Genomic DNA, 26957 nt, shown 5'->3' with positions numbered 1-26957 from the left:
TTCGCTCCAATCAGGGGCAGAGCCCGCCGCGAATACAGCAAAAATTCGTCTCGCGGGACCTGTCGCGCTGGTCGCAAGCAGCAGAAGGCAGCAGCATATCGTTCCCCAATCTCGGCCCGATCCCAGAGCTTTATCTCTTACGATTCCGCCCGGAAGCTGAAGCATGAGGCCGCCGCGCTGACCTCCTGGGATCTGACGCCGCGCCAGACCTGTGATCCGGAACTGATGATGAATGGCGGTCTTTTCCGCTGAAGGGCTTTATGAACCAGGTCGATTATCAGGGCGTGGTAGAGACGATGCGCGACCCCGATGGCACGCTGTTCCCGACCCCGGTGGCGCTGCATGTCTCCGAGGCTTTCGCCAAGAAGGTCGAGCCCGACCAGGACATCGCCCTGCGCGACCGGGAAGGCGTGATCCTTGCGATCCTGTCGGTCACCGACAAATGGGTGCCGAACAAAGCCAATGAGGCCGGGAAAGTTTTCGGTGCCGATGACCTTGCCCATCCGGCCGTCAACTACCTGCACAATACCGCGGGCGCGGCCTATCTGGGCGGCGCGATCACCGGCATCCGGACCCCGATGCATTACGACTTCAAACCCCGCCGCGACACACCGAATGAGTTGCCTGAGAACCCGACCGTGCTCGGCATTTCCGGCACCGAGCTGCGCCGCCGTCTGCGCGAAGGCCTTGAGATCCCAGAGTGGTTCTCTTTCCCCGAAGTGGTGAAAGAGCTGCGCCGTACCTCTCCGCCGCACTCCAGCCACGGCTTCACGGTGTTCTTCACCAGGCTTTCCGGTTCGGGCAAATCGACCATCGCCAATGCGCTGATGGTCAAGCTGATGGAGATGGGCGGCCGCCCGGTGACGCTTTTGGACGGTGACGTGGTCCGCAAGCATCTGTCATCCGAGCCTGGCTTCTCGAAAGAGCACCGCGACATCAATATCAGGCGCATCGGCTACCGAAGGCGCCGAGGTCGACCGCTGCACCCATCAGCTGATCCTGAAGCTGGAAGCCATGGGCCTGAGCAAAGCCTGAGCAACCGCCGCATAAGCGCCAAAATGACAAGGCCAGAGCAGCGCATCTGCTCCGGCCTTTTTCTGTGTCACGCTCTGCCCTGGCAGCACCGCCGGGCCAAAGCCATTGTCTCGGTTTCATTGTCCCGGTTTAATGCACCGACATCGGCGCGAAATCATGGGCGCGGGCCAGGTTGAACGCAAGCGCCCGGTCAGCGACCAGCGCCAGACGTTGGCCGTCAATCGCATTGACGGAATAGATCACGCCCTGATCGCCCAATTGCGCACGCACCTCATCGGGCAGGTCACCCACCGGCACCGGCCGCACATAGACGATGCGGCTTTTGCCCTCGGGGAATCCTTCGAATGGTGTTGTCATGGCCTTACCCCTTTCTCTGTCCAATTCTGATCGTCTGAACCACGGTTTCAGGCACCTGGCGGCGCAGATCGATGTGCAAAAGCCCGTTTTCCATATGGGCCCCGCCAACCTCGACCCCATCGGCCAGCACAAAGCTGCGCTGAAACGCGCGTGAGGCGATGCCGCGATGCAGGAAGACGCGCTCCTGGCCGTTTTCGCCATCAGAGACCCGGCCCCGGATCACCAGCTGGCGATCTTCGACGGTGATCGCCAGATCCTCTTCGCGGAAGCCAGCGACGGCCAGTGTGATGCGGTAGGCGTTCTCGGTGACCGCCTCGATATTATAGGGGGGATAGCCCTCACCGCCGCTTTTCGCGGTGCGCTCGACCAGCCGTTCCAGCTGTTCGAACCCCAGAAGAAACGGGTGTGCCCCGAATGTCAGTTTCGTCATCCCTGGTCTGTCCTTTCAAACTGTCCTTTAACAAAGCGACAATTCGCGGGGCGGCCCCATCATCGGGCACCGCTGCCTGTGTATCGAATATGGGGCGGGGCTGTCGCCTGTGCAAGGGCGGCAAACAACCATGGCGGCCCGGCATCACGACCCACCATGGCTGCCCAACATGGCTGAGCGAATAATTCGCCGCTCACCTGGAGGTGGTGCTTCTCCGAATCACCCTGGGGCACTATGTTAACGGTTGAAACCGCAGCAAAGATCCGCGAGAGACCCGCGTCCAGCCATGAATGCCCCATCAGAAATGAGCTTTGATGAGATGCTGCGGGTGAAGCTGGAAGTGCTTCGCCGTGAGCATCGTGATCTCGATGAGGCGATTGAGGCGCTGGAGCAGAACGGCCGCCCCGATATGCTGACGATCCGGCGGCTGAAAAAGCAAAAGCTGGCGCTGAAGGATCAGATCACCACGGTCGAGGACCGCCTGATCCCCGACATCATCGCGTGACGGGCTGAAGCCCCACAGCGGATCAGGCACGGCCACAGTCTATGCTGTCTTCCTGCGGGAATGGCCGGCAAGAGGAATGCCCCAGACCATATCATCGTCGCTTTGAACCGTTGGCGGGTTGATCGCCCCGGCAGAAACCCTGACAACAGGGAGCGGAGTGAACAGCGCCCCCATCCAGTAAATACCCGAGGTCTTCAGGCCTGATCGCAGGAAATATTTGAAGATATATGTTTCGGCCAAACTGAAGCCGCCGAAGAATTCTCAGTCCGGAAGAACTTAATTGGCGAAGTCTGCATATGTTTACAATTTGAGAAGGACTGCCGCGCTCCTCGACGAGGCTGAATGGCGGGAAATTTCTATCCTCTTAGCTGACAGAATTCGGTGGATTCAAATCTACCGTGAGCAGAACAACTGCTCGATCCCTGAGGCGACCAGACTTGAGCCCAAAGGGCAGGAAGCCCTGGACCGTTACGAAGAGCTGACAGGCTGCAGACTCGACCACCCGGATCAACTCTGGACTGTGCGGATGTCACAATACGGTTCTCTCTGCCCTGACTGCGGCAAACCATTCAGAACACCAAGAGCAAAAATCTGCGCTGAATGTGGTCATACCTTACCCAATGGAATAGTTGCGGGGCCTTTTGGTGCAACTCTGAAATAGGCCGTCCACGTTCCAGTTTGTGCCCGTTGGCCCTGAATCTGCGCGCGTCGCACTGACCTCGGCTCATTAGCGCGCAGCCAGCCGGTCTCACGGGCGATATGCTCTTTCGCTGCTGCCCGCCCCTGCCATGTCTGCGCCATTACCAGAAATACCGGCACAGACCCGGTCTTTTCCAATTGCCCCCGCCAGATCTATCGGCTACCCCGCCCGCCCCGGAAGGCACAGGAACAGGCGGCTATAATGATCTCCGACTCCCCCAATCCCGCATGGCTCGCGGTTGACTTCGGCACCTCGAACACTGCCGTTGCGCTGCCCGGTGCGGGTGGCGGCGTGCGGCGGATCGCCATTGAGGCCGGGTCTGACACCCTGCCCACCGCCGTCTTCTTCCCGCCCCGTGGCGGCATGCGTATCGGCGAGGCCGCAGGCGAGGCACTGATCCAGGGCGAGGAAGGCCGCTATATGCGGGCGCTGAAATCGGTGCTGGGCACGCCGCTTTTGCACGAGACCCGGCTGATCGGCGGCAAACGGCAAAGCCTTTCCGATATCATCACCGCCTTCCTGGCCGAGCTGCGCGCCCGCGTCACAAAGGCCCTGGGCCATTGCCCTGACCGCATCCTCTCGGGGAGGCCCGTGCATTTCCACACCAGCGACCCGGCCCGTGACGCCCAGGCCGAGGCCGATCTGCTGGCCTGCTACCGCGCGGCTGGCTTCACCGAGATCCGCTTCATGGCCGAGCCAGAGGCCGCCGCCTGGGCCTGCCAGGCCGAGATCGGTGACAAAACCGGGCTGATCATCGACATCGGCGGCGGCACTTCGGATTTCTCGGTCTTCCGCGCCAAAGCCGGGCGGGTGACGATCCTGGCGAACCACGGCATCCGGCTGGGCGGCACCGATTTCGACCGCTCGGTTTCGATGGCCCATGTCATGCCGCGCCTTGGCCATGGCGGCGAATTGCGCCGCGAGATGGGCGAGGGCCTGCTGCCGGTGCCGAATGCGATCTTCTCGGATCTGGCGACCTGGGCGCGGATCCCCTTCCTCTATACGCCCGACACCCGGCGCGAGGTTGCCGCGATGCTGCGCGTCGCGGTTGACCGCAAGCGCCTTTCGCGCCTTTCGACGGTGCTTGAGGAAGAGCTGGGCCATGAGATGGCCTTCGCGGTCGAGCATGGCAAAATCGCAGCCAATAATGGCGAGGCGAAAACCCGCATCGAAATGGGCTATGTCGAGCCCGGGCTTTCGGCCCCCATCTCGCCCGGCTCGCTGGATCTGGCGCTGCGCGATCACCGCGAGGCGCTGCGCATCGCCATACAAGAGACGCTGCAGCTGGCGGGGCTTGGCGCTGATGAGATTGGCGCGGTGATCCTGGTCGGCGGCTCCAGCCTGATGCAACTGGTCAGCGGCCTTGCCGAAAGCCTGCTGCCCGGGGCGCAGATCCACCGCTCTGAGGCCTTCACCGCCGTGGTGGATGGCCTGGCGCTGGCCGCCAGCCATCAGGGCGCGTGATGTGAAAAGGGGCCGGCCCAAAGGCCAGCCCCCATATTCGCGCAATCTGCAAGCGTTCAGATCTTCAGCGTCAGACTTTCAGGGCGGGCAGGATCTGCTTCTTGCGGCTCATGATGCCCGGCAGCACAACGGTATCGCCCGAAACGCTGGCCCCGAACGAGGCCTCGGCGATGGTTTTCACCAGGTCATTCGGCACCAGCAGGGTGGCCTCTTCTTTCAGGATGTCGATGATGAACAAGAGCACCTGATCGGCGCCATCGGCCTTTGCCACTTCGGGCATGGTCGCCATCAGGCTGGCCTTGCGATCCAGCAGGATCTTCGGCGCGGTGGTTTCCAGCACCGAGACGCGCAGCTCTTTGCCGGCGATATTGTATTCCTTGGAATCCATGCGCAGCAGCGCCTCATCCGAAAACTCCGAGACATCCGACTTCGCCTCGAACAGCTGGCTGGCGTATTCCTGGATCGAGATGCCCAGATCGGCGGCCAGTTTCTCAGCCACCGCGCGGTCATGCGGCGTGGTGGTGGGCGAGCGGAATTCCAGCGTGTCGGAAAGGATGCACGACAGCATCGCGCCCTTGATGGCTTTCGGCGCTTTCGCCAGGTCATCGCCGATCAGGTCGTGCATCAGCGTCGCGGTGCAGGCCAGCGGGCGGATGGTGATCTCGATCGGTGCTTTGGTTTTCAGCCCGCCGACCAGCATATGGTGGTCGATGATGCCGGTGATCGAGGCCTCATTGACCGAGGGCGGCAGCTCTGCGGGGTTATTGGTGTCAACGATCACCACCTCATCGCCCGCGGCGACATCGGCGATGATCTCTGGCTTTGGCAGATCCCAGTGCTTCAGCACGAAAGCGGCCTCGGTGTTCGGCTCGCCCAGCAGATAGGGTTTGGCCGGGGTGCCTTTGATCTCAGAGAGATACCAGGCCCAGATGATCGGCGAGCCAGTGGAATCGGTGTCGGGGGATTTGTGGCCAAAAACCTTGATCGTCATATCAGATTCCTTGCGGGAGAAGCACATTTTCGCCGCGCCTTATAGGCAAGCCCACGCCCTTTGTCACCAGCCGGGACAGGCCATCAGCCGCCCCGTTACCCGGCCAGCGCCCGCACCCGCGCGGCCAGCCAGTCCAGCCCGGGATCAGAGATCCCCAGATCAGACAGATGCCCCGCCGTGGCCCAGAGATAGTCACGGTTCAGACCGCGCCCGCCACAGGCCCGGGTGATGATCTGCGCCTGCTCTTCCAGCCCCAGATCGCCGCAATACTGCACATGGTCGCGGTCGATGACATAGGCCAGGGCCTCAATCGGGCCGCCCTCGGTCTCCAGCTCTGTGCGGATCTCAAGATAGGCCGAGGAAACCAGCTCGCGCTCGCGCAGCGCCGCCAGCGTCTCAGCCTCGGTCCCTGGCTGCACGCGAAAGGCCACACCGTCGCAAAACTGCCCCTCGGCGCGGTCAAGCGCCAGCACGAGGCCCGGTTCCGCCTCAGAGCCGCGATGATGGATTGACCACATGCAGAAACTGCGCTGCCAGCCCCGGGCGCGGGCCAGCCTGCGCTCGGCCACGGGGAATTCCGGGTTCCAGATCAAAGAGCCATAGCCAAAGACCCAAAGCGGGGCCGCACGATCCGCGCCAGAAGCTGCACCCGCATTCGGGGACGTGGTCGAGGAAACGGAATCGGGCAAGGCTGGCTCTCCTGTAAGACTGTCTGTAAAACAAAGCGGGATCTGTGGAACAGACCGGATCTGTAAACACGGATCGGGCTGTCAGGAAAAGGGGCAGATGATGCGCTGGATGTTGGGGATTTTCGCGGTTCTGCTGACACTTTGGTGCGGCTGGTGGTTTGCCGGGCGTCATATCATCCTGACCCAGGCCGAAGAAATCATCGCCCGCCAGGAGGCTGCGGGGGGATCTCTCGCGCTGCCGGGGCTGCGGCTGGCAGGTTTCCCCAGTCGTTTCGACCTTTCGACCGACAGCATCTCCTGGCAGGATCCCTCGGGGCGCGTCGCCTATGAGGGCGGCGCGGCCCATAGTTACGCCATGTCCTGGAAGCCCTGGCACCTGATTTTCTGGCTGCCCGACAGCCAGCGGATCACCATTGACGGCCAGGTGCTGCAAATCGATGGCAGCAAGCTGCACGCCAGCCTGCGGGCCACCCCCTCAACCGATGTCGCGCTGGCACTGGCCGCACTATCCGCCGAGGATCTTAACCTCAGCGGCCAGGGGCTGACGCTGAAGATCGGCAAGACCGATCTGCGGATCAGCGCCGGGGGTGCTGATGCAAACGATATGGTCGCCGCTGGCACCGTTTTGGGACACCCCTACCACCTTGGCGCCGCACTCAGCGCAATAACCCCTGATCCGGCGCTGATCGCCGCGCTGCAGGCAGTCGATGTGCCGCAAATGCCAGCCACCCAGCTGCCCGCGCAGATCGACCGGCTGCATCTTGATGCGGTGCTCGGCCTCAGCGCGCCGATTGACCGCTACATCGGCCAGACAAAGCCCCAGCCCAGCAGCGTCACACTGCGGGATCTGACGCTGATCTGGGGAGATCTGAACATTGCCGCCTCGGGCAGTCTTTCGCCTGATGCGCAGGAGTTTGCAGCTGGCACCATCACCGTTTCCCTGACCGGATGGGAGCAGCTGCCCCGCCTGCTGGTCGCCCTGGACACGATCGACCCGCAAATGGCCGGGCTGATCAGCAATATGCTGCGCGGCCTTGCATCAAAAAGTGCGGACGGCCAGAGGATCACCATGGATCTGGTGTTCAAAAACGGCAGGGCGGTGTTCGGTCCGCTGCCGCTGGGCAATGCGCCCAGACTGACCAGCCCCGCAAACTGACCAGCCCGGCCAGGCTGAGGCCAGCCCTGGCCGATCACCGCCCCCTCAGCGGCAATAGGCGCCGCTGCGATGGCTGGCGGTGTCGAAATGCAGGTGATCTTCGTGATAGCCATCCGAGCCCGGGCCCAGCGTGGTGCCAAAGATGCCGCAGGCCCCCTTATGCGCCTTGCGCATGGTCTGATCGAAACCGCCCAGCACCCTGATCACCTTGCCCGAGGCCAGACGGAAACCGGAAATATCCACCGCCTTGCCGCGCCCATGTTCCGAGACCTTGGCGCCCTTTTTGTTGTTGCGCGGGCGGCAGACGTAATGGCCCGCCAGCTGCAACTCGACGATCTGATTGCCATAGGCGGGTTGGGCGGCCCGCTCGACCCAGGTGTTCAGCGCCTTTGCCGTCGCGCAGTCAATCGTCGCCGCCATCGACAGCCGCACCCCGGAAACCGAGGTCACACGCACCCCATCCGAGAGACCGCAGCCCTGAACCTTTGAGGTGATCGGCGCAATCTTCTCGCCCTTGATCGCCGCGACACCACAGACCGAGCCTTTGGCGGAAACCGGCTCTTTCGATTTCTTCCCGGCCTTTTTGCTGTCTTTCCCGGGGGCGGGCTGCGGCGCGGATTTCGCAACCGGCCGCTCTGCCGGGGCCGAGGCCAACTGGACGATACCCTTCGGCTTTGCCTTCGGGCGCAAAGAGGTCAGCAAAAGCCCGGCATTCGCGGTCTGCGAGGCCGCCTGCTGCGCGTCCGCCACCGGGGCCTCTGCGGTCTGGGTCGTCTCTGCAGCCTCGACCCTGGCCCGATCCTGGCCCAGCCGCGCAGGTCGCGGCTTTGGGCGATGTGCGGCCAGCGCCGGGTCTGCGGCAACAACGGCGGGTGCAGCCTGGGGAAGGGCAGCAGCAGGGGCGGCTGATTTGGGCGCGGCGGCTGCAGGCCCTTGCTGCGGTCTTTGCAGCAGATCCTGTGGCGGCGGCGTGACCAGCGATGCGGCGGCAACGGCCTCTGCCGGGCTGGGCATCGAGGCGGGCAGCATCTCGCCAATCTGCGGCAGATCGCTGGGCGCGGCCCCGGCCGAAAGGGGTAACTCTGGCCCAAAGGCTGCGGGTCTGCCTGAAATTGCGCCGGGCGCTGGCGTCCCGGCGGTATCGGGCACAGAAACAGGACGGCTGGCGCTGCTGAGGGTCACTATGCCCAGCCTTGGGTTCACCGGAGCCCGCAGCGCGGCCAGCGCAGGATCTGGCTGGCTGGCAATATCTCGGGAACCCCCACGGGAACCCTCACTGGTGGCCCCAATGGCGGCCTCACTGGTGGCCCCGCTGGCAGGCGGCACGGTTGCCGCCATCGTCAGATTGATGGTCGGCGCAGCAGGCGATGCCGCCGGAGCAGCTGTCACCAGCTTTGGGTTGGCCTCGGGGCGCGGTGAGCGTTGCATCGGTTCCGCCTGTGCAAGCGTGATCGCCGATGCCGGGATCAGCAACCAGGCGACAGCAAAGCCCGCAACCTTACGAAATTGCATCCCCATTTCCTTTTGCAGCACTCTGGTTGCAGCGCCTTTCCGGCAGCATTCTGGCCCGGCCCTGCACCCGGATCTTTACGATCTGATCAGGAGGCGGCACCATCGCCTTTCCGGCTGTCCTTCTGGCCACCCTCGTCAGGCCCGGTCTTTAAGTCCCCCGGCCGAAATCGGGTGCCGAAGTATCCTGCCCGGCCTCGATAATGCCACGGCGGATTTCGCGGGTGCGGGTGAAATAGGCATGAAGCTGCTCACCCTCGCCCATGCGGATCTGGCGCTGCAGCATGAACAGCTCTTCGGTAAAGCGGCCCAGCACGTCGAGAACCGCCTCTTTATTGGTCAGGAACACATCGCGCCACATGGTCGGATCAGAGGCCGCGATACGGGTAAAATCCCGAAACCCCGAGGCCGAGTATTTGATCACCTCTTCCTGGGTCACGCGGCGCAGGTGGTCGGCCACGCCGACCATGGTGAAGGCAATCAGATGCGGCGTATGCGAGACCACGGCCAGCACCAGATCATGGCGCTTTGGCTCCATCTCATCGACATTGGCGCCGATCGCCTCAAGCAATCCGCGCAGCCGCGCCAGCGGCGCCGGGTCCTGGCCCTCCAGCGGCGTCAGAAGCCACCAGCGGTTTTCAAACAGCGTCGCAAAGCCCGAGCGCGGGCCGGAATACTCTGTCCCCGCCAGCGGATGGCCGGGGATGAAATGCACGCCTGCCGGGATATGGGGGCAGACCGCCTCGATCACCGCCTCTTTGACCGAGCCGACATCAGTGACCACCGCCCCCGGTTTCAGATGCGGCGCAATCTCGGCGGCAATCGCGCCCATCGCGCCGACGGGCACCGCCAGCACCACCAGATCGGCGTCGATAACCGCCTCGGCGGCCGTTTCCGTCACGCGGTCGCAAAAGAGATCCAGCGCAATCGCCCGCGTCTCAGCCGAGCGGGCATAGCCGGTGATGTGATCACAAAGCCCCCCCGCCCGCATCGCATGCGCCATGGAAGAGGCGATCAGCCCCAGGCCGATCAGGGCCACACGGGGGAAGGCGGGGCCCGCATCTGCGCCTGCAGCCATGGCCGCGCCTTTGCTCATTGTTGTGCCTTGAACAGGGTTACGGCATGGGCGACGCGGCGGCAGCTGGCCTCATCGCCGACGGTGATGCGCAGGCAGTTGGGCAGTTTGTAGCCCGTCACCCGGCGCACGATCAGCCCCTGCTTTTGCAGCCAGGCATCGCAGGCCTCGGCCTCTTCGGCGCTGGCAAACCGCGCCAGGATGAAATTCGCGGCAGAGACATCCGAGGGCACCCCGGCCTCGGCCAGCGCCCCTGCCAGCCAGGCCCGCATCCGCGCATTCTCGCTGCGCGATTTCGCCACCCAGTCCTGGTCGCGCACCGCAGCCTCTGCCGCGTCCAGCTGCGCGGTCGAAAGGTTGAAGGGCTGCCGGATCCGGTTCAGCACGTCGATGATATGTTTCGGCCCGTAACCCCAGCCGATTCGCAAGCCGCCCAGCCCGTAGATCTTTGAGAAGGTGCGCGTCATCACCACATTCTGGCGGCTTTCGATCAAAGCGCGGCCACCGTCGAATTCCTCGACATATTCGGCATAGGCGCCATCAAGCACCAGGATCGCCTGACGCGGCAGGCCAGCGGCAAGGCGCGCCACCTCGGCGGGGGCGATCATCGTGCCGGTCGGGTTGTTGGGGTTGGCGATAAAGACCAGTTTCGTGCGCGGCCCGCATTCGCGCAGGATCGCATCGACATTGGTCATCCGCTCGCGCTCGGGCACCTCGACGGGGGTCGCGCCTGCAGCCAGGGCGCAGATGCGATACATCAGGAAGCCATGTTCGGTGAAGATCACCTCATCGCGCGGGCCGGCATAGGCCTGGACCAGCAGATTGATGATCTCATCTGACCCCGCGCCGCAGATCACCCGCGCCGGGTCAAGGTCATGCACCTCGGCAATCGCGCCGCGCAGTGCGGCGTGATCGGTCGAGGGATAGCGGTGCATCGTATGAACCGCCCGCTGGAAGGCCTCTTTCGCGCGGTCTGACGGGCCAAAGGGATTCTCGTTCGACGAGAGCTTGACCGCATTCGCCACCCCCGCAACCGTGGACTTACCGCCCTCATAAAGGGCGATATCAAGGATTCCCGGCTGCGGGATGATCGCTTCTGACATTGGGGCCTCCTGCTGTCGTCCGGTTTCTAGCCTCAGCCCCGGCGCAAAGCCAGAGGCGAGATGTTATTTCCGGTTCGAATAGGATTTGGCCTGGAACCAGTCCATCAGCGCCATCAGCACGCCCGAAAGCACAAAGGTGATATGGATGACGACCATCCAATACAGCTCATTGGGGTCGAGGGTGCGGGTGTCACCGATTGCCATGAAGCGTTTCAGCAGCGAAATGCCCGAAATCGCCACGATCGAGGCGATCAGCTTCATCTTCAGCCCGCCGAAATCGACCTTGCCCATCCAGCCGGGGCGATCCTCACTGTCGACATCAAGGCGCGAGACGAAATTCTCATAGCCCGCAAACATCACGATCAGCACCAGATTGGCCGCCAGGGTGATGTCGATCAGCGTCAGCGCGACAAGGATCACATCTTCCGAGTTCATATTCGGCAGCTTCGGCACGTAATAGACAATGTCGCGGCCAAAGATGAACACCAGCATCACCAGGCTGACCACCAGGCCCAGATACATCGGTGCCATCAGCCAGCGGCTGCCGAACAGCAGCTTCTCAAAGGCCTTTTCAACGGGGCTGGGGGGGGTCATGCTGCGGCTCTCTCCTGGTTGCATCGCCGCTTATTAGCGGTGCTTTGCGTAAAGAAAAGCACAAAGCGCGGGCCTGAGCGATCTGTCGCAGCCCCGACACTGGCCTGCAGCGCCCTCTCTGCGATGCCGCCCGCATCCCCCTTGCCGCAGGATGCGCAAGGTTCCATATTTCAGACCACACCCCCTGCCCCCTGGGACTGGCCCTTGAGCTTTCGCTTCATCCATACCGCTGACCTGCATCTCGATGCCCCTCTCAGCGCCATTGCGCTGCGTGACCCGGATCTCGCCCGCGAGGTCGGGGTGGCCTCACGCACGGCTTTTTCGCGACTGATTGATCTGTGCATCGATGAGGCGGTGGCCTTCCTGCTGATCGCAGGCGATCTGTGGGATGGCACCCACAGCTCGACCAGGACGCCGCGCTTTCTGAAGCAAGAGCTTTTGCGCCTGCAGGCGGCGGGCATTCGCTGCTTTATCATCCGTGGCAATCATGACGCGCTGGCCCGGCAGACCGGCGAGTTAGAGCTGCCCGCGAATACCCATCTGTTCGGCGCCCGCCCCGGCAGCGAGGTCTTCACCCATGACGGCACCGAAGGTGGCCAGAGGATCGCCATTCACGGCCTCAGCTTTCGTGAACCGCATGCCAGTGAAAGCCTCTTGCCGCGCTATCCCGCGCCGCTGCCCGGCGCTTTCAATATCGGCATGATGCACACCAGCCTGAATGGCAGCCCCGGCCATGACAATTACGCGCCCTGCAGCATCACCGCGCTTGAGGCGCATGGCTATGACTATTGGGCGCTTGGCCATATCCACCGTCGCGCCGTGCATCAGGGGCGGGCGACAATCGTCATGCCCGGCATCCCCCAGGGCCGCGACATTGGCGAGGCAGGCCCGGCCTCGGTGACGCTGGTCACGGTTGCCGATGACAATTCGCTGACCCAGGAGCCGCGATCCGTGGCCGCGCTGCGGTTTGAGCGTGCCGTGCTGGATTGCAGCCCCTTTGGCGACTGGCCAGAGCTGCTTGCAGGTCTGCAGGCGCTGATTGCCCAGGCCGCCGGGGCGCCCCGCCAGGAAGAACACCTGGTGCTGCGCCCGGTGTTGCAGGGTGCCACACCGCTGGCCTGGCGGATCAGGCGCGACGCCGACCGTCTGAGCGAAGAGGCCCGCGCTTTTGCGGCCTCGGCCCGGGTCTGGATCGACCGGCTTGAACTGCAGGTCACTGCGCAGGGGGCCACCGATATGGCGGGGGCCGACCTGCCCGCAGGCCTTGTGCGCAGCGTGCTTGATGACCTGCCCGACGACCCTGCGATGGCCGCAGCCCTGGAGACCACCGCACAAGAGCTGTTGCGCGATCTGCCCCATGAGCTGCGCGATATTCTGGGCCAGGACCCCGATGAGATGCGGCGGATCTGCCAGGATCTGCTGGCCCAGGGGGTGCCGCTGATGCTGGCGCGGCTGACCCGCAGCGGCTCGGCACAGGATGAGGGGCTCTGATGCGGCTCGAACGGCTGGACCTGACCCGTTACGGGCATTTTACCGACAAAAGCCTGACTTTTGCCCAGCCCACCCCGGGCGGAACAGATCTGCATATCGTCTATGGTGGCAATGAAGCGGGGAAATCCACCCTGTTTTCCGCATGGCTGGATCTGCTGTTCGGGATTCCTCTGCGCAGCCGCTATGACTTTTTGCACCCCGGCCCCACGATGCAGATCGGCGCCGAACTCAGCCATGCGGGCAGCCGCCAGACCCTGCGCCGGCTGAAGCGCAGCGGCGCCAGCCTCTTTGACCGCCATGACGCCCCTCTGCCCGAGGCCAGCCTGCAGGCCATGCTGGGCGGGCTGTCGCGTGAGGGCTATGCGGCGATGTTCTCGCTGGATGATGAGACGCTTGAAAAGGGCGGCGACGGCATCCTGGCAAGCCGTGGCGATCTGGGCGAGATGCTGTTTTCCGCCAGTGCGGGGCTGGCCGGGCTGGCCCCTGGGCTTGAGGCGATGCGCAGCCAGCTGGACCGTTTCCACCGCAGCGGCAAACGCAGCGGCTGGCTTTATGATGCGAAAAAGCAGCTGGCGGATCTGGACAGGCAGCGCCGCGATCTTGAGGTCAGCGCCAGCGCCCTGCAAAAACTGACCCGCGAGGCCGGGGCCGCCGAAGAGGCCTGGCGCGCCGCCCGCGCCGATGAAGAGGCGCTGCAGGCCCGGCTTGACCAGCTGGCCCGGCTGGAAAGCGTGCTGCCGCTGACCGCCCGGATCGCGCGGCTTGAGGACCAGCTGCAACCGATCCGCCATCTGCCCGATGCCAGCGCCGAAACCGAGGCGGCCTTCATGCGCCTTGGCACCCAAAGGCGCGATCTGGCCGCGCGCATCCGCGACCGGGCGCTGCGCCTGCAGGGTCTGCAGGACGAGCGGGACGCTTTGCCGCTGGACAGCGCGGTCCTTGCCCAGGCTGGCGCGATCGACGCCGCCGAGGCGCTGCGCCCCGATCATGACAGCGCCAGCAAAGACATCCCCCGCCGCCTTGATGAGGCCGATGAGGCCCGCAGGCGGCTGGAGGCGCTGATGGCACAGCTGGGGCAACAGCAGGGGGCAGCGCCTGCTGAGCTTTGTCTCGGCAATGACCGGATCGCCGCGCTGCGCGGGCTGCTTGCGCAACGCTCGGGCCTGCTGGCGGCGCTGGCGGCAAGCGAGGCAGAGGCCCGCAAGGCCAATGACCTGATGCTGCGCGAGCGCGAGCGGCTGGCGATGCCGGATCAGACCACTGGTGCAGATCAGACCGCTGGTGCAGATCAGGCGGGGGGCCCGGCCCGCGACACGGATGAAGCCGCGCTTGAGGCGCTGGTGGCACGCCTGCGGCAGCAAGACCCCGCAGAGGCGCTGGCCAGGGCGCAAAAGGTGCAGGATCAGACCGCGGCGGAATTGCAGACGGCGCTGGCGGCACTGACTCCCTGGCAGGGGGATGGCAAAGCGCTGGCCGCGCTCGCCGTCCCGCAAGAGCCGCAGCTGGCGCGGTGGGAAAAGGCAATCAGCGCTGCCGATGACCTCGGCCAGGACGCCCGGCGCGAGGCCACAGCCCTGCGCGGTGACCTTGCCCGGCTGCAGGCCGAGACCGCGGACCAGGGCGCAGCCCAGGCGGCGACCGGCATCACCCTTGCAAAGGCCGCCGCCGCACGCAGCCTGCGCGAAAAGCTCTGGGCGGCGCATCTGGCCGATCTCTCTGCGGCCAGCGCCCGGCAGTTCGAGGCCGCCCTGCGCGAGGATGACCAGATCTCTGCCCTGCTGGCCGAGGCAATCGCCGGGGCCCGGCGCGAGGCGCTGGCCCAGGCCGTGCAAGAGGCCATATCCGCCCGCCTTCATCAGGCCGAAGCCCGGCTTGCCGGGGCGATCCGCGATGGTGACATGGCCCGGGCCGAAGTCGCGGCGGCCGGGGCCGCCCTGGGGCTGACAGATGCCAGCCCCGGCGATCTTGCCCAATGGCTGCTGCGGCGCAACGCCGCCCTGACCGCGCTTGCCGCGCAGGCCGAGGCGCAAACCGCGCTTCAGCGCTGCAACGCGGCGCTGGTAGCCGCCTGCCAGGCGCTGGAAACGGCGCTGCCAACCGCCCCGGATGCGGCGCCCGGCCCGGCAGCGGTGCGCTATGAGACCCTCTTGTCCCGCGCCATCGCGCGGATCGGGGCAGCCGGGCAACGCCGCGAGGCCCGCCAGCGGCTGCAGTCCCTGACCTCTGACCTGCGCGAGCGGATCGGGGCCGCGCAAGACGCCCGGGCCGCGCTGGAAACCTGGAAAAAGGCCTGGCAAGAGGCCGCCAAAGGCAGCATTCTTGCAGGCCTCAGCGATGGTGATGCAGGCCATGGCACCTTGCTGGATCTGCTGGACCAGCTGGGCAATGAGGTGCGGGCCGCAGCCAGCCTGCAGGACCGTATCGAAAAAATGCAGGCCAATCGCCAGCGCTTTGTTGACGCCAAAGCCGCCGTGCTGCAGGCGCTGCAGCAGCCGTCAGACGGGCCCTGGGCCGATCTTATGGCCCGCCTGCGCCGCGCCGGGGATCATGCACGCGACCATGAAAGACTGTCTGCTCAGATCACCCAGGAGCAGCAGCAGGACGCGCAGGATCAGCGTGCCCTTGCCGCCTGCACCGCTGAAATGCAGGCCCTGGCCGCGCCGCTGGGCTGGCAGGAAGAGGCCGCCGCAGCCGGAGGCGATGATCTTGCCAGCCATATCGCGGCCTGTCGCAAAGCGGCCATGCTGCGCCATGACATTGCCGCGCTGCAGGCAGAGCTGGCTGACCGCCCCGCCCCCGGCCCCGATCAGGACGCAGCCACGCTGCGCCAGGACATTGCCCGCCTGCAGACCGACCATCAGCTGTTGCGCGACGAAACCGAGCGCCGCCTGGCCGTCCATCTTGAGGCCCGCCAGCGCCTCGATGCCATTGACGGCGATGATGCCCTGGCCCGCATCGCCGCCAGCCGCGAGACCCTGCTTCTCGACATGCGCGAGCGCACGAGCGCACATCTGGCCGACCGTTTCGGCCTGATCGCGCTGGAAACCGGCCTGCGCCGCTTTCGGGATCAGCATCGCAGCACCATGCTCAGCTGCGCGTCAGAGACCTTCCGCCAGCTGAGCTGTGGCGCCTATTCCGGGCTGGCAGCCCAGCCCGACGGCAGCCAGGAAGTGCTGGTCGCGCTATCTGCAGCCGGGCCCGGTGGGGTGCGGGGCAGTGCGGTGGGGGGCGGTGCGAAACTGGCAAGCGCAATGTCAAAGGGCACCCGTTTTCAGCTTTATCTGGCGCTGCGCATCGCGGGCTATCACGAACTGGCACAAAGCCGCCCGACGGTGCCCTTTATCGCCGATGACATCATGGAGCCCTTTGATGACCAGCGTTCTGCGGCAGCCTTTTCGCTGCTGGCAGATATGTCGCGCCTCGGCCAGGTGATCTATCTGACCCATCACCAACACCTGTGCGATATCGCCCGCAAGGTCTGCCCTGAGGCCAATGTGATCGCGCTGAACGCCGCCTGAGGGGACAGCGCCCGATCCATCGCGCCCGGTCTCACACCCGGTCCGTCACACCCGGTCCATCCCACCCCGCCCCGGCCATCGACCCGGCCATCGACCCGCATGCTCCTTGCCCGGCCGTCCGACTGCCCCAGGGGACGGGTTGGCTCGGCGGATTGGCTGGCTCAGCGGGCTGGGGCGGACGCCTTTTTCTATCGGCGAGCCTTTTCCCCGTCTGACGCAAGCGCGCGGAAAAAAGAAAAAGGCCGCACCCGGGGGCGCGGCCTTTTTTGTATGCTCTGATCCAGAGATCCTGGTTTCGAAAACCAGGATCCGGCTGAAATCAGTTTTTCGCGTAGTATTCGACCACGAGGTTCGGTTCCATCACGACCGGATAGGGCACATCCGACAGAGCCGGGGTGCGCACGAATTTCGCGGTCAGTTTCTGATGGTCGACTTCGACATAGTCGGGAACGTCACGCTCGGTCAGAGCGATTGCTTCGGCGATGATCGCCAGCTGCCGCGACTTTTCACGCACCGAAACCACATCGCCTTCGCGCAGACGGTAGGACGCGATATTGACCGACTTGCCGTTCACCAGCACGTGGCCGTGGTTCACGAACTGACGTGCCGCGAAGATGGTGGCAACGAATTTGGCGCGGTAGACCAGCGCGTCGAGGCGACGCTCCAGCAGACCAACCAGGTTCTCACCGGTATCGCCCGTAACGCGCTCTGCGTCAGAGTAGATGCGGCGGAATTGCTTTTCGGTCAGATCGCCGTAGTAGCCTTTCAGCTTTTGCTTGGCGCGCAGCTGGGTACCGAAGTCCGACAGCTTGCCCTTGCGGCGCTGACCGTGCTGGCCGGGGCCATATTCACGCTTGTTGAGCGGCGACTTGGCGCGGCCCCAGATGTTTTCGCCCATACGGCGGTCGATTTTGTACTTGGCAGCGGTCCGTTTGGTCACGCTGATCTCCTTCAGGTTTTGCCCCGATCCACCCGTGGATGGGCGAGGCGACAGACTGCCCTTTCGGGCCATGAAGGGCGTTGTCCTCTCCCCCGGAGCTTTGCAAAGCAGCGCTTTGCGCAGGGCCAGCAGTCCTTTGCGGGGCTGCGGCCGGGGGCGACAGGGCATTTCTTGCGAAAGCCACCAACACCAATGGAAAACCCCGGGCGTGAACCCGGGATCCTGGCGCGCTTATACAGAGCCCCGTGGCCCTGTCAACCGCCTGCAGGCCCAGGCGGGCCGGCCGCAGACACCGGCGACCGTTTCAGCGCGGGGGGCCGCTTCAGCGCAGGTCGCCTTAATGCCGCCCGCCTCAGTGCTGGCTGTCATAACGCAGCAGCGCCGCCTCGGACAAAGTCAGCATGCGTCGGGCAAAATCGCCATAGCCCATCGGATCATCATGCAGGCCCGGCATCAGCTGCAGCAAAGCGTCGTGATCATCCGCCGCCAGCCCCATCGGATCGGCCTCGCCGGGGTGGAAGCTGTCAGCCTCAACCCCATTGGCAAAGAGGATCTCGTGGCGCGAAAGCATGATGTGATGATAGCGGAACTCGCGCCGCGACAGATCGGTGCGGATCCGGAAGTCGTCGATCAGATCGGCAGCCCGCACCAGCACTTCGTCGCAGTTGAAAAGGGCCCGCGCCTGCGGCCCGCGCATCAGGATCCGGTGCGACGGAGAGACCAGCAAATCGCCATCAGGGCGGCCAGGCCCAAGCGCCCCTTCGCAGATGCGAATCGGCCGCAGATGCGGCAGCGCATGCAGGCGGGCACCGGACATATGGCGGCTGCCGGTCCAGAGCACCTCTTGCGGGCCATTGTCGCGGGTCAGAACCAGATCGCCGGGGCGCAGCGCCTCGACTGCTTTGGCGCCGCCGGGCGTTCTGATCCGGGTGCCGCCGATAAAGCAGACCACGCCGCCTGCGGTCGCGCGGGCGCGGCTATGGGCCTGACGTTCCGCCAGAAGCGCAGCGCCCGATGCGGCCAGAACAGCACCGCAGCGCACCACCCAAAGGTCAGTTGCCACGGGCGGCATCCCGCCCTGAAAGGCAAGCAAGGCCCCCCGCATCCGGTCTTGCAAAGTCACTGCAAGACCCGCCCCCGGCAGATCGCCCCCATCCGGCACCGCAGGCAGGATCACCGCGGTCCAGCAACGGGTGCCATCGGTCAGGATAAAGCCATCCTCTGGCACCTGACCGTCCAGGCTGCGATCAGCCGCGCCATTGGCCGGGAAACCCGTCTCGCGCAGCCTGCCGGCCTGCCCCCGCAGGGCCTTGCGGCGCGTGGGCAGGTCATCCCTGCCAATCAGCCGCCGGGCGGCGCGGGCGGCGCTTTGCCGCAGCTCTGCCATGCCCTGCGCATCATCCAGAAGCAAAACATCGCGCGACGCATCCATGCGCAACGCGGATCCGCTCCACCGCCAGGTGGCGCCTACGGTCAATGCCCCAGGCCGGGCCGGGGAATAGCCATCTGCTTCTGTCTGTGCCCAGGAGATGACGAAGGTGGCGTTAATGCCATCTGTCATGCCTGTTTGCCTGCTCTTTTTATATTTTATGCCTGAATCTTAACAGCTGGCGAATCGCTGCGCCACAGGAAAATTCTGCACAAAAAGCCGCATAGAATGACGAAATTGCTGCCGCCCACCAGCGTCTGGCCCAGCTCCTGGCCCGGTGCCTGGCCCAGTGTCTGACGCTGCGTCAGGCCCGGCCCGCAACCGGAGACAGTGTCAGCGGGTCAATGCCCTGTTCGCGCATTGCACGTGCCCATTTACCACTGTCATCGGGGTCAAAGATCAGATCCAGCCCGACCTCTCCGGTCAGCCAGTCATTCCTGAGGATCTCACTTTCCAGCTGCCCCGGCCCCCATCCGGCATAGCCAAGCGCAACCAGCGCCCGCGCGGGCCCCGCACCACGGGCCAGGGCCTCAAGGATGCTTTGCGTGGCGGTCAGCCGCAGACCACCCGGCAAAAGCGTGCTCGTCTCACCCGGGTCATCCGCGCTGCTCTTTGCCCCAGGGTCTGGCGGATCGGCAGCATCGGGCGCAGCGGAAACCTCTGCCGCTGTCGGCCAGTCGGACGAATGCAGCACAAAACCGCGCCCCCGCTCGACCGGGCCGCCGTAGTGAACGCCGACGCTGCGGGCCGAGGTGGTCCGCGCAATGCCCAGATGACGCAGCAGATTTGAGAAATCCATCTCCTGCGAGGGCTTGTTGATGATCAGCCCCATCGCGCTGTCCGGACCATGCGCACAGATCAGCACCACCGATTGCGCAAAGCGGGGGTCTTCCATCCCCGGCATGGCGATCAGAACCTTGCCTGCAAGTTGCATACCGCACCTCCGAACTGCACGATGACGCGACAGAGGCAAAGGCTCAAGGGAAACCAGCGCCCTGATCCGGTAAATTCTGCGCGCAGAGGCGCTGCCCGCGCAGGCGGCCGCATGGCGGGGTGCCCGGGCAGTATTGCGCATTCGGCATTGCTGCATCCCTGGGTTGCGCCTCTGGGCAGCGTCTCTGGGCAGCGTCTCTGGGCGGCGTCTTTCGCTGCGGCTCTGGGGCCACAGCCCCCGGCTCGTCGCCAGCTTGTGATTTCACACTGCCGCCATGCGCCTTATTGTATCGTTATGACCGTTTCCCTGCGCCATACCCTGCCCCACTCCCTGCTTGCGCCTGCGCTTTTTGCGTCAGGGCTTTTCGCATCCGCGCTGCTTGCGCTGGCACCGCAGCCCCTGGCGGCGCGTGACGCCTCTCAGGACAAGGTGCTGCAGGCCTCGGTCCTGACCGGCTGGACCACGCCCGAGGGCACAAGGATGGCCGCCCTGCGGCTGGATCTGGCGCCTGGCTGGAAAACCTATTGGCGCAGCCCCGGCGAGGCGGGCATCCCGCCGCAATTCGACTGGTCGGGCTCTTCCAATCTGCGCGGCGTGCGGGTGCATTGGCCCAGCCCGCAGGTCTTTCACACCAATGGCATGCAAACGCTGGGCTATAAGGATCAGCTGATCCTGCCGGTTGAGCTGATCCCCCTTGATCCGTCGCAACCCGTGCAGCTGGATGTCAATGTCGATCTGGGGATCTGCCGTGACATCTGCATGCCGGCCTCGCTGACGCTGGACGCAGCGATGGATATGCCAGGGGCCCGCGATCCGCAGATCGTTAAGGCTTTAAGCAAGCAACCCAAAAGCGGCAAAGAGGCCGGGCTGGCATCGATCACCTGCGCGGTCGAGCCGATCTCTGACGGGCTGCGGCTGACCGCAACCATGGCCGTGCAGCGCCAGAGCGGGACAGAGACTGTGGCAATCGAATCGGCGGACCGCTCGGTCTGGGTGTCTGAGGCCCATGTCTCGCGTGAGGGCAAAACGCTGACGGCGGTGGCCGATCTGGTGCCGCCCTCGGGGCAACCATTCGCGCTGGATCGCTCTGGCGTGACGGTGACGCTGATCTCAGACCAGGGCGCGGTTGAGGTGAAGGGCTGCCCCGGAAGGTGATGTCGGCATGGCTGTTCTCGGAGCGGCGGGTTGCGGGGCGGCTGGTTGCGGGACGGCTGATGGTGCATTGTCGTCAGCGATGCCCGGGTGAAACAGGAACTGTTCAGACATGGCTTTGAAACGGCGCTTCCCGCCCCTCACCCTGCCCGGGCTTTTGTCCCTGATGCTGCTGGCGGCCACGATCAGCCCATGCCCCGCCCTGGCAGACCCCGACGCGAACGAGGCCCCCATTGCAAAGACAGCCCCGCCCCAGCTGTCGCCGCGCATCCGCCAGCTGGAATTCGGCATTTTCTGCGCCCTGACGGCGATGGACAGCGCCCCTGCCCCCGGCACAATCGCAGGCTGGCTGCATGTCCCCCGCGACCGCATCGCGTTTCACTGGCCAGATGAATCCGTGGTTCCCGCCAGCATCGGTCTGGCCTTTGGCATCCGCGTCATGGCGCAGCCGGGCGAGGCAAGTGAGACCGCGCAGGCCCGCGTCTATCGCCCCGGCCGCGCCACGCCCGAAACATGGGAGACCTCGGTCTCGGACATGGGCGAGGTGAACAGTTTCTTCCGCTTTGACGACGAATCAGAGCTGATCCCCGGCATCTGGGCCTTTGAGGCCTGGGATCAGGACGAAATGCTCTATCGCGTCGAGTTTGAGGTCGTGCCGCCCGCGGCCCGCCCGGAAATCGCAAATTCCTGCGGCATGACCTCATAGAACAAATCACAAAGGTCATTTTAGATCAAAATGTGCCATCACTGCGAAATGATATTGCGCTGCAGATGCGAAGAGGCTAGGCAAGAGGCGAACCCAGATCTTTGCCGGAGCCAGTCATGCCGCATGATGGTCAGCCCCTTCCCGCCCCCGGAAATGCCCTGCTTGCCGATCTGCGCGGCCTGACCCGCGACAGCCTGCCAGAACTGGACCGCCTGTTCCAGGACGCGCGAGAGGCCCTGCGGGCCCGCGTCAGCGAAGGCGGCAAGATCAGCGCCGCGCGTCTGGAAGAGCACCAATATGCCGCCCATGCCCTGTCCTGGCTTGCCACCTATGGCGAGGCGTTGCGTCAGCTGGAGGCCTGGGCCAGGCGGCTGGAAGATCAGGGCCGCTTTGGCTTGATCGAAGCGCTGATCCTGCAGATCGGCTTTGGCGAATATCTGGCGCAGATCCAGGGCGGCATCCCGATGAGCCAGACCGAGCTGGCGCGGCTGTCCGATCTGGGCCTGACCTGGCAGCCCGGCCCGGCCGCGCAGGAGCTGATCACCCATGGCAACAGCCCGGCGGCCCGCGCGGCCCTGGTCACGCTGATGCGCGATGACCGGGCGCGGGCGACCTTTGGCGCCTCTGGCCTCGATGACGAGCTGGAGATGATCCGCGATCAGTTCCGCCGCTATGCCGATGAGAAAGTGATCCCCCATGCCCATGACTGGCACCTGCAGGATCAGCTGATCCCGATGGAGGTGATCTCTGAACTGGCAGAAATGGGGGTGTTCGGCCTGACCATCCCCGAGGAATTCGGCGGCTTTGGCCTGTCGAAGGCCTCGATGGTGGTGGTCTCAGAGGAGCTTTCACGCGGCTATATCGGTGTGGGCTCGCTGGGGACACGCTCGGAAATCGCGGCCGAGCTGATCCTGTGCGGCGGCACGCCCGCGCAAAAGGCGCAATGGCTGCCGAAGCTGGCCAGCGGGGAAATCCTGCCGACGGCGGTGTTTACAGAGCCGAATACCGGATCAGATCTCGGCAGCCTGCGCACGCGGGCGGTGAAAACCGATGACGGATGGGAGGTGACGGGCAACAAGACCTGGATCACCCATGCGGCGCGGACCCATGTGATGACGCTGCTGGCGCGAACCGACCCCGAGACCACCGACTGGCGTGGCCTGTCGATGTTTCTGGCCGAGAAAACGCCGGGCACCGATGAGACCCCCTTCCCGACCCCGGGCATGACCGGCGGCGAGATAGAGGTGCTCGGCTATCGCGGCATGAAGGAATATGAGCTAGGCTTTGATAGGTTCAAAGTCGCGGCCGATAACCTGCTGGGCGGCGTGCCGGGTCAGGGGTTCAAGCAGCTGATGCAGACCTTTGAATCGGCGCGGATCCAGACCGGAGCGCGGGCGATTGGCGTCGCGCAATCGGCGCTGGAGACCGGGCTTGCCTATACCGAGGATCGCAAACAATTCGGGAAATCGCTGGTCGAATTTGCGCGCGTTGGTGGCAAGCTGGCGATGATGGCGGTCGAGGTGATGATCGCCCGCCAGCTGACCTATTTCGCCGCCTGGCAGAAAGATCACGACAAGCGCTGCGATCTTGAGGCGGGCATGGCCAAGCTGCTGGGCGCACGTGTGGCCTGGTCGGCCGCCGACAATGCGCTGCAAATCCATGGGGGCAATGGCTTTGCGCTGGAATACCGGATCTCGCGGATCCTTTGTGATGCGCGGATCCTGAACATCTTCGAAGGAGCCGCCGAAATTCAGGCGCAGGTCATCGCGCGACGCCTGCTGGACTGATCGCAGCCCCTGGCCTCGCGGTCAGAACGGGAGGGCACGGTTTTCGCTGCGAAAACCGGACAAATTTCTTGCAAGAAATTTGTTACGCCCCGCCGCGAGAGGGGCGCGCGGCCCCCAGCCTTGGATGCAGGCTGGCCGCGATCCACCAGCAGCCAAAACAGGCCAGCCCGGCCGCAAGGAAGATCCCGGGAACGGGGGCCACGAACAGCACCGCCCAGGCAAGGCCAGGGGTTACAATCCCGGATACATCCCGAAAGCTGGCATAGACCGCCGCCATTTCAGTGCGCTCTGAGGGTTTAACCGACATCAGGAAGGGCAACCCACCGACCACATCAAGGGTGACAAAACAAAAGCTGGCGGCAAAGGCCAGGGCCACCGTCACCAGCGGCAGGAATGACAGCAACGCACTGGCCGACAGCAGCACGCCCGCAGCAAGGAAAGCCAGCCTGACCGAGCGGCGCACCGACAGCCGCAGCGCATGGCGATTGATCAGCGGGGCGATAAACAGAAACGTATTCGACAGCGACAGAACCACACCGCCCGTCTTGCTGCTCAACCCGGCCTCAACACAAAAGATCGGCAGGTAGACGATATAGACCCACCAGCCGCAGGACCGGACCACCGCAAAGGCCCAGCCTGCGATCAGGCGTGGCTGGCGCAAAAACCGCCCCAGAAAGCCCAGCGGATTGACCGCCGGTCCGCGCGCCCGGCTGATCTGACGGCCATTCCCCAGCCTCAGCCACCAGAACGCCAGGATCAGCAAAAGCGCGAATCCCCCGGCCAGCAGAAAGGGCGCGGGGGGCCATTTCTCATAAAGCCAAACCCCCAGCACCGGTCCAACCGCCCAGGGCACCGCAGAATAGGCCATCTGCACCCCCTGGCTGTGGCCAAGATTGCCGCGTTCAACATAGTCCAGCACATAGGCGTTCAGGCAGATGAACACCGTGGCCGTCGCCATCGCATTGCAGATCAGCCCCAGCGTGATGGTCAAAGGCGTGCCTGTGATCGCCAGCGTCATGCCCAGCAGATAAAGCATCGCCCCCGCCGTATAGACCCAGCGGCGGGGCAGATAGCGGGTCACCATCGGCACCATCAGCCCACAAAAAAGCGCAACAAATCCCGCTATCAGATAGGCGATCGAGGTCAGCTGGGCATCCCCCAGAACCTGATAAACGGCCAGTGGCATTGCCGAGATCAGCATCCCACGCACCGCCGCCTCAAGCCCCGTCAGCAGGGCAAAATGCTCGATCCGGGGCGTGGAGCTGTGTTTCAGCGCAAGGGGAAGGTAATGAAGGGCCATGCACCAGGAAAACGCGCAAACGCTGGCGGGTCTGCGCCATTTGCGACATGTCCTGTCGCCCTGCTCTTGCCAAACCTGCGCCGCCAAACCAGGCCCTGCCAGATCGCCCCGGCCAGACCGCCCCTTTGACGCCGGCGCTGGCGGCCCGGCCCCTGGCGCGCTACCCCTGATCAGCACCGCCTGGGCCCTGCCCCAAACGTCGCGCCAGGATGTCAAGCAAACGTTCTCTTGCCGCAGGCAGACCCAATGACGTGCCGTCCTGGCGCGAGGGCGCGCCTGCACCCCGTGCCAGTTCGCGTGCCAGTTCGCGCGCCAGGAAATGTCCGGTCAGGGCCAGCCCGGGCAACAGATCGCGCTCTGACGGGATATCCCCGTTCAAAAGCGATGCCGGCAAAGGCAAAAGGCGATCCGCCCACTTCCCGGCCCCTTGCTGCGAGACCGCCCGTCCGGTCTTTGGGCTGACGAAAGCCAGATCATCGCGCTGCCCGGTCACCGCACAGCTGCTGAGGTCCAGCCCATAGCCCATCTCTTCCAGCAACCGCATCTCCCACAGCAGATAATGCCCGGGCCAATCGTCATTGCGCGGCCCCACACGCAGCATCTGGTCCAGAAGATCCGCGCTCTCCTGCCACAGCGCCGGATGCGGGGCCCGCTCGGGCAATACCATGCGCAAAAGCGACACCACCGCGCCAAGCGCCTCAAGCGTCAGGCGATCCGCCATCAACCCGGCACGGCTGCGTAAAGGCTCGACAGTAAAGCGGCCAAGCTGATCCTCCAGCCGGGCCGCCCAGGTCAGATCCAGCTCATTTCCAGGCTGCAAATGGGCCGCCATACGCGGCATCGCCCCCCCGCGCACCAACCCGGAGTGGCAACCATGCTCTCTGGTGAATACCGTCAGAATGGCAGAGCTTTCGCCATGCGCTCGCATGGCCAGAACGAACCCAATATCACGCCAGCCCTTCATCGCCTCATCCGGAATACTTCGACCCGCATCACCCCGACCCTCATTACTCTGGCCCATTTCACCCTGATCCGGATCAGGCCAACGGCGAAACCAGCTTTTGTCCAACCGACCCCAGCCGTGTTTCGGCCAGGATTTTATTTTAAGGCAGCCGCACCTCGAAGACCACGAAGGTTTTCCGGCCGGGGATCGGCCCCGGTTTGGTTATTCCGTCCAGTAGCATCGACCGCCATATCCGCCGCCAGCTGCGGGCGTTTACGGTTGCACGCTCGCCCCTTCGGGCCATCGACAAAGCTGTAACGCCAATCGCCTGCATGTGGTCAGATACCGGTTTGCGTGAAACCGGCCGTAATCCCTCAAGGCCATTTGTCGTGCGCTTGACGTTTTCCAGCACAACCAGGCTTTCGTGCCGACGATGAACAGACGCCGCATTCGACTGTTTCAAGTCAAGCGCGACATCATAGATGGCTTGGTCGATCAGGTCTCGCACGCGAAACGAAATACGAGAGGTGCGATGGCCCCGCATCGGCGTTGTTGCAGAAGTAGGTATCGAGCCGGATTCACGCGAGGAATCCACAGGGCTAATGGTCTGCGATGACGCGACCTGCCCCTACCCGCTATCGGACGACGAACTGGAAGAGTTACAACGATGCCCTGAAGCGGCGCGGTTCCCTGCTGGTCTGGTTGGACAAGGACATGACGTGGCTTGCGCCGAAGGCCGGTGGCAATGGCCGACCGGCTGTGTTCAGCGATGCCGCGATCCAGTTTTGCCTGATGGTGAAGGTTCTGTTCGGGCTGCCGCTTCGACAAATCGAGCCAGGTTCCGCCACTGGTTCGAGGAACCCTGGCGAGGCGGTATGGTGGCGAGCATTCTATCGATGGCCGGTCTCGACTGGCCGGTGCCTGATTTTTCGACGCTGAGCCGTCGGCAGAAGCGCATGACGGTGCAGATATCGAACCGTCGTGCGCCGGTTCCTCTAAACTTGCTGGTGGATAGCACCGGGATCAAGTTCCTCGGCGATGGGGGAAAGGCTTGCACGCAAGCATGGCGCACAGCGCCGACGCCAGTATCGCAAGGACAATCGTCGGGGAAACGATCCACTGGATCGTTTCCTGATCCTCCTCATACTG

General features: G+C 64.4%; 22 protein-coding genes and 2 pseudogenes. 10 read left to right on the top strand and 14 right to left on the bottom strand.

The annotated features are described in order from the left end of the window. Positions 1-95 precede the first annotated feature (95 nt). Positions 96-959, top strand: a pseudogene (locus HOY34_RS18005) (adenylyl-sulfate kinase); the annotation flags it as partial. A 205-nt stretch (positions 960-1164) separates the two neighbouring features. Here HOY34_RS18005 and HOY34_RS18000 read toward each other — a convergent pair. Continuing rightward, the gene (locus HOY34_RS18000; protein WP_172365426.1) at positions 1165-1392 is read right to left on the bottom strand and encodes a DUF1150 family protein; all 228 of its coding nucleotides are present in this window, start codon (positions 1390-1392) and stop codon (positions 1165-1167) included. A 4-nt stretch (positions 1393-1396) separates the two neighbouring features. Continuing rightward, a complete protein-coding gene (locus tag HOY34_RS17995; protein ID WP_172365424.1) occupies positions 1397-1822 on the bottom strand; it encodes an Hsp20 family protein in 426 nt (141 codons plus the stop codon). Between the two features lie 286 nt (positions 1823-2108). Between HOY34_RS17995 and HOY34_RS17990 the strand changes: the two genes are divergently transcribed. Together HOY34_RS17990 and HOY34_RS17985 are read left to right on the top strand one after the other, a co-directional pair. Beyond that, a complete protein-coding gene (locus tag HOY34_RS17990; protein WP_172365422.1) occupies positions 2109-2327 on the top strand; it encodes a YdcH family protein in 219 nt (72 codons plus the stop codon). A 901-nt stretch (positions 2328-3228) separates the two neighbouring features. Further along, positions 3229-4491 carry an Hsp70 family protein gene (locus tag HOY34_RS17985; RefSeq protein WP_172365420.1) on the top strand — a complete coding sequence of 421 codons (1263 nt, stop codon included), beginning with the start codon at positions 3229-3231 and terminating at the stop codon, positions 4489-4491. Positions 4492-4561: 70 nt separating this feature from the next. On the opposite strand, the gene HOY34_RS17980 is transcribed toward HOY34_RS17985, so the two are convergent. Together HOY34_RS17980 and HOY34_RS17975 are read right to left on the bottom strand one after the other, a co-directional pair. After that, positions 4562-5482 carry a manganese-dependent inorganic pyrophosphatase gene (locus tag HOY34_RS17980; protein ID WP_172365418.1) on the bottom strand — a complete coding sequence of 307 codons (921 nt, stop codon included), beginning with the start codon at positions 5480-5482 and terminating at the stop codon, positions 4562-4564. A 95-nt stretch (positions 5483-5577) separates the two neighbouring features. Then, the gene (locus HOY34_RS17975) at positions 5578-6171 is read right to left on the bottom strand and encodes a gamma-glutamylcyclotransferase (protein ID WP_172365416.1); all 594 of its coding nucleotides are present in this window, start codon (positions 6169-6171) and stop codon (positions 5578-5580) included. Positions 6172-6268: 97 nt separating this feature from the next. Here HOY34_RS17975 and HOY34_RS17970 point away from each other — a divergent pair, with 97 nt between their 5' ends. Continuing rightward, entirely contained in the window at positions 6269-7327 is a 1059-nt protein-coding gene (locus HOY34_RS17970) for a DUF2125 domain-containing protein (protein WP_172365414.1), read from the top strand. A gap of 45 nt (positions 7328-7372) precedes the next feature. On the opposite strand, the gene HOY34_RS17965 is transcribed toward HOY34_RS17970, so the two are convergent. The 4 genes from HOY34_RS17965 to HOY34_RS17950 form a co-directional block, all read right to left on the bottom strand. After that, the gene (locus HOY34_RS17965) at positions 7373-8839 is read right to left on the bottom strand and encodes an extensin-like domain-containing protein (protein ID WP_172365412.1); all 1467 of its coding nucleotides are present in this window, start codon (positions 8837-8839) and stop codon (positions 7373-7375) included. 148 nt (positions 8840-8987) lie between these two features. Then, positions 8988-9932, bottom strand: a complete 945-nt coding sequence (locus HOY34_RS17960; RefSeq protein ID WP_253944532.1) for a prephenate/arogenate dehydrogenase family protein — start codon at positions 9930-9932, stop codon at positions 8988-8990. After that, positions 9929-11014: a histidinol-phosphate transaminase gene (gene hisC / locus HOY34_RS17955; RefSeq protein WP_172365410.1), complete on the bottom strand. Its 1086-nt coding sequence runs from the start codon at positions 11012-11014 to the stop codon at positions 9929-9931. The genes HOY34_RS17960 and hisC overlap by 4 nt, the downstream gene beginning before the upstream one ends. A gap of 63 nt (positions 11015-11077) precedes the next feature. After that, positions 11078-11608, bottom strand: coding sequence for a TIGR00645 family protein (locus tag HOY34_RS17950; protein ID WP_172365408.1), 531 nt, complete (start codon positions 11606-11608; stop codon positions 11078-11080). A gap of 204 nt (positions 11609-11812) precedes the next feature. Between HOY34_RS17950 and HOY34_RS17945 the strand changes: the two genes are divergently transcribed. Together HOY34_RS17945 and HOY34_RS17940 are read left to right on the top strand one after the other, a co-directional pair. Further along, entirely contained in the window at positions 11813-13099 is a 1287-nt protein-coding gene (locus HOY34_RS17945) for a metallophosphoesterase family protein (RefSeq protein ID WP_172365406.1), read from the top strand. Next, positions 13099-16617, top strand: a complete 3519-nt coding sequence (locus tag HOY34_RS17940; RefSeq protein ID WP_172365404.1) for an ATP-binding protein — start codon at positions 13099-13101, stop codon at positions 16615-16617. Before HOY34_RS17945 ends, HOY34_RS17940 begins: the two co-directional genes overlap by 1 nt. Before the next feature lie 319 nt (positions 16618-16936). Here the strand turns inward: HOY34_RS17940 and rpsD are convergent, their stop codons facing one another. The 3 genes from rpsD to HOY34_RS17925 form a co-directional block, all read right to left on the bottom strand. Further along, a complete protein-coding gene (gene rpsD / locus HOY34_RS17935) occupies positions 16937-17557 on the bottom strand; it encodes a 30S ribosomal protein S4 (RefSeq protein ID WP_172365402.1) in 621 nt (206 codons plus the stop codon). Between the two features lie 352 nt (positions 17558-17909). Further along, on the bottom strand, positions 17910-19118 hold the full coding sequence (locus HOY34_RS17930) for a Hint domain-containing protein (protein ID WP_172365396.1): 1209 nt from the start codon (positions 19116-19118) through the stop codon (positions 17910-17912). 172 nt (positions 19119-19290) lie between these two features. Further along, entirely contained in the window at positions 19291-19920 is a 630-nt protein-coding gene (locus tag HOY34_RS17925) for a YqgE/AlgH family protein (RefSeq protein ID WP_172365394.1), read from the bottom strand. Between the two features lie 294 nt (positions 19921-20214). On the opposite strand from HOY34_RS17925, the gene HOY34_RS17920 reads away from it, so the two are divergent. The 3 genes from HOY34_RS17920 (at position 20215) to HOY34_RS17910 (ending at position 23565) form a co-directional block, all read left to right on the top strand. Further along, positions 20215-21075: a protein-disulfide reductase DsbD domain-containing protein gene (locus tag HOY34_RS17920; protein ID WP_172365392.1), complete on the top strand. Its 861-nt coding sequence runs from the start codon at positions 20215-20217 to the stop codon at positions 21073-21075. Between the two features lie 109 nt (positions 21076-21184). Continuing rightward, entirely contained in the window at positions 21185-21778 is a 594-nt protein-coding gene (locus HOY34_RS17915; protein ID WP_172365390.1) for a DUF3859 domain-containing protein, read from the top strand. A gap of 116 nt (positions 21779-21894) precedes the next feature. Continuing rightward, on the top strand, positions 21895-23565 hold the full coding sequence (locus HOY34_RS17910) for an acyl-CoA dehydrogenase family protein (RefSeq protein ID WP_172365388.1): 1671 nt from the start codon (positions 21895-21897) through the stop codon (positions 23563-23565). A gap of 82 nt (positions 23566-23647) precedes the next feature. On the opposite strand, the gene HOY34_RS17905 is transcribed toward HOY34_RS17910, so the two are convergent. The 3 genes from HOY34_RS17905 to HOY34_RS17895 all read right to left on the bottom strand — a co-directional run bounded on the left by HOY34_RS17905 (position 23648) and on the right by HOY34_RS17895 (position 26403). Next, positions 23648-24865, bottom strand: a complete 1218-nt coding sequence (locus HOY34_RS17905) for an MFS transporter (protein WP_172365386.1) — start codon at positions 24863-24865, stop codon at positions 23648-23650. A 160-nt stretch (positions 24866-25025) separates the two neighbouring features. After that, positions 25026-25829, bottom strand: a complete 804-nt coding sequence (gene recO, locus HOY34_RS17900) for a DNA repair protein RecO (protein WP_172365510.1) — start codon at positions 25827-25829, stop codon at positions 25026-25028. 139 nt (positions 25830-25968) lie between these two features. Further along, a complete protein-coding gene (locus HOY34_RS17895) occupies positions 25969-26403 on the bottom strand; it encodes a hypothetical protein (RefSeq protein WP_172365384.1) in 435 nt (144 codons plus the stop codon). Between the two features lie 17 nt (positions 26404-26420). Here HOY34_RS17895 and HOY34_RS17890 point away from each other — a divergent pair. After that, a pseudogene (locus HOY34_RS17890) lies at positions 26421-26957 on the top strand (IS5 family transposase); the annotation flags it as partial.

It is taken from the genome of Pseudogemmobacter hezensis, assembly GCF_013155295.1.
Lineage (GTDB): Bacteria > Pseudomonadota > Alphaproteobacteria > Rhodobacterales > Rhodobacteraceae > Pseudogemmobacter > Pseudogemmobacter hezensis.
The sequence above is the reverse complement of the archived record's forward strand: the minus strand, read 5'-3'. Positions and strand labels throughout refer to the sequence as shown.

Coding starts and splice junctions, on each gene's coding strand:
- HOY34_RS17910 (WP_172365388.1), top strand. CDS start 21,895: ATGCCGCATGATGGTCAGCCCCTTCCCGCCCCCGGAAATGCCCTGCTT.
- HOY34_RS17940 (WP_172365404.1), top strand. CDS start 13,099: ATGCGGCTCGAACGGCTGGACCTGACCCGTTACGGGCATTTTACCGAC.
- HOY34_RS17995 (WP_172365424.1), bottom strand. CDS start 1,822: ATGACGAAACTGACATTCGGGGCACACCCGTTTCTTCTGGGGTTCGAA.
- HOY34_RS17990 (WP_172365422.1), top strand. CDS start 2,109: ATGAATGCCCCATCAGAAATGAGCTTTGATGAGATGCTGCGGGTGAAG.
- hisC (WP_172365410.1), bottom strand. CDS start 11,014: ATGTCAGAAGCGATCATCCCGCAGCCGGGAATCCTTGATATCGCCCTT.
- HOY34_RS17920 (WP_172365392.1), top strand. CDS start 20,215: ATGACCGTTTCCCTGCGCCATACCCTGCCCCACTCCCTGCTTGCGCCT.
- HOY34_RS17905 (WP_172365386.1), bottom strand. CDS start 24,865: ATGGCCCTTCATTACCTTCCCCTTGCGCTGAAACACAGCTCCACGCCC.
- HOY34_RS18000 (WP_172365426.1), bottom strand. CDS start 1,392: ATGACAACACCATTCGAAGGATTCCCCGAGGGCAAAAGCCGCATCGTC.
- HOY34_RS17925 (WP_172365394.1), bottom strand. CDS start 19,920: ATGCAACTTGCAGGCAAGGTTCTGATCGCCATGCCGGGGATGGAAGAC.
- HOY34_RS17915 (WP_172365390.1), top strand. CDS start 21,185: ATGGCTTTGAAACGGCGCTTCCCGCCCCTCACCCTGCCCGGGCTTTTG.
- recO (WP_172365510.1), bottom strand. CDS start 25,829: ATGAAGGGCTGGCGTGATATTGGGTTCGTTCTGGCCATGCGAGCGCAT.
- HOY34_RS17960 (WP_253944532.1), bottom strand. CDS start 9,932: ATGAGCAAAGGCGCGGCCATGGCTGCAGGCGCAGATGCGGGCCCCGCC.
- HOY34_RS17930 (WP_172365396.1), bottom strand. CDS start 19,118: ATGACAGATGGCATTAACGCCACCTTCGTCATCTCCTGGGCACAGACA.
- HOY34_RS17950 (WP_172365408.1), bottom strand. CDS start 11,608: ATGACCCCCCCCAGCCCCGTTGAAAAGGCCTTTGAGAAGCTGCTGTTC.
- HOY34_RS17980 (WP_172365418.1), bottom strand. CDS start 5,482: ATGACGATCAAGGTTTTTGGCCACAAATCCCCCGACACCGATTCCACT.
- HOY34_RS17985 (WP_172365420.1), top strand. CDS start 3,229: ATGATCTCCGACTCCCCCAATCCCGCATGGCTCGCGGTTGACTTCGGC.
- HOY34_RS17965 (WP_172365412.1), bottom strand. CDS start 8,839: ATGCAATTTCGTAAGGTTGCGGGCTTTGCTGTCGCCTGGTTGCTGATC.
- HOY34_RS17970 (WP_172365414.1), top strand. CDS start 6,269: ATGATGCGCTGGATGTTGGGGATTTTCGCGGTTCTGCTGACACTTTGG.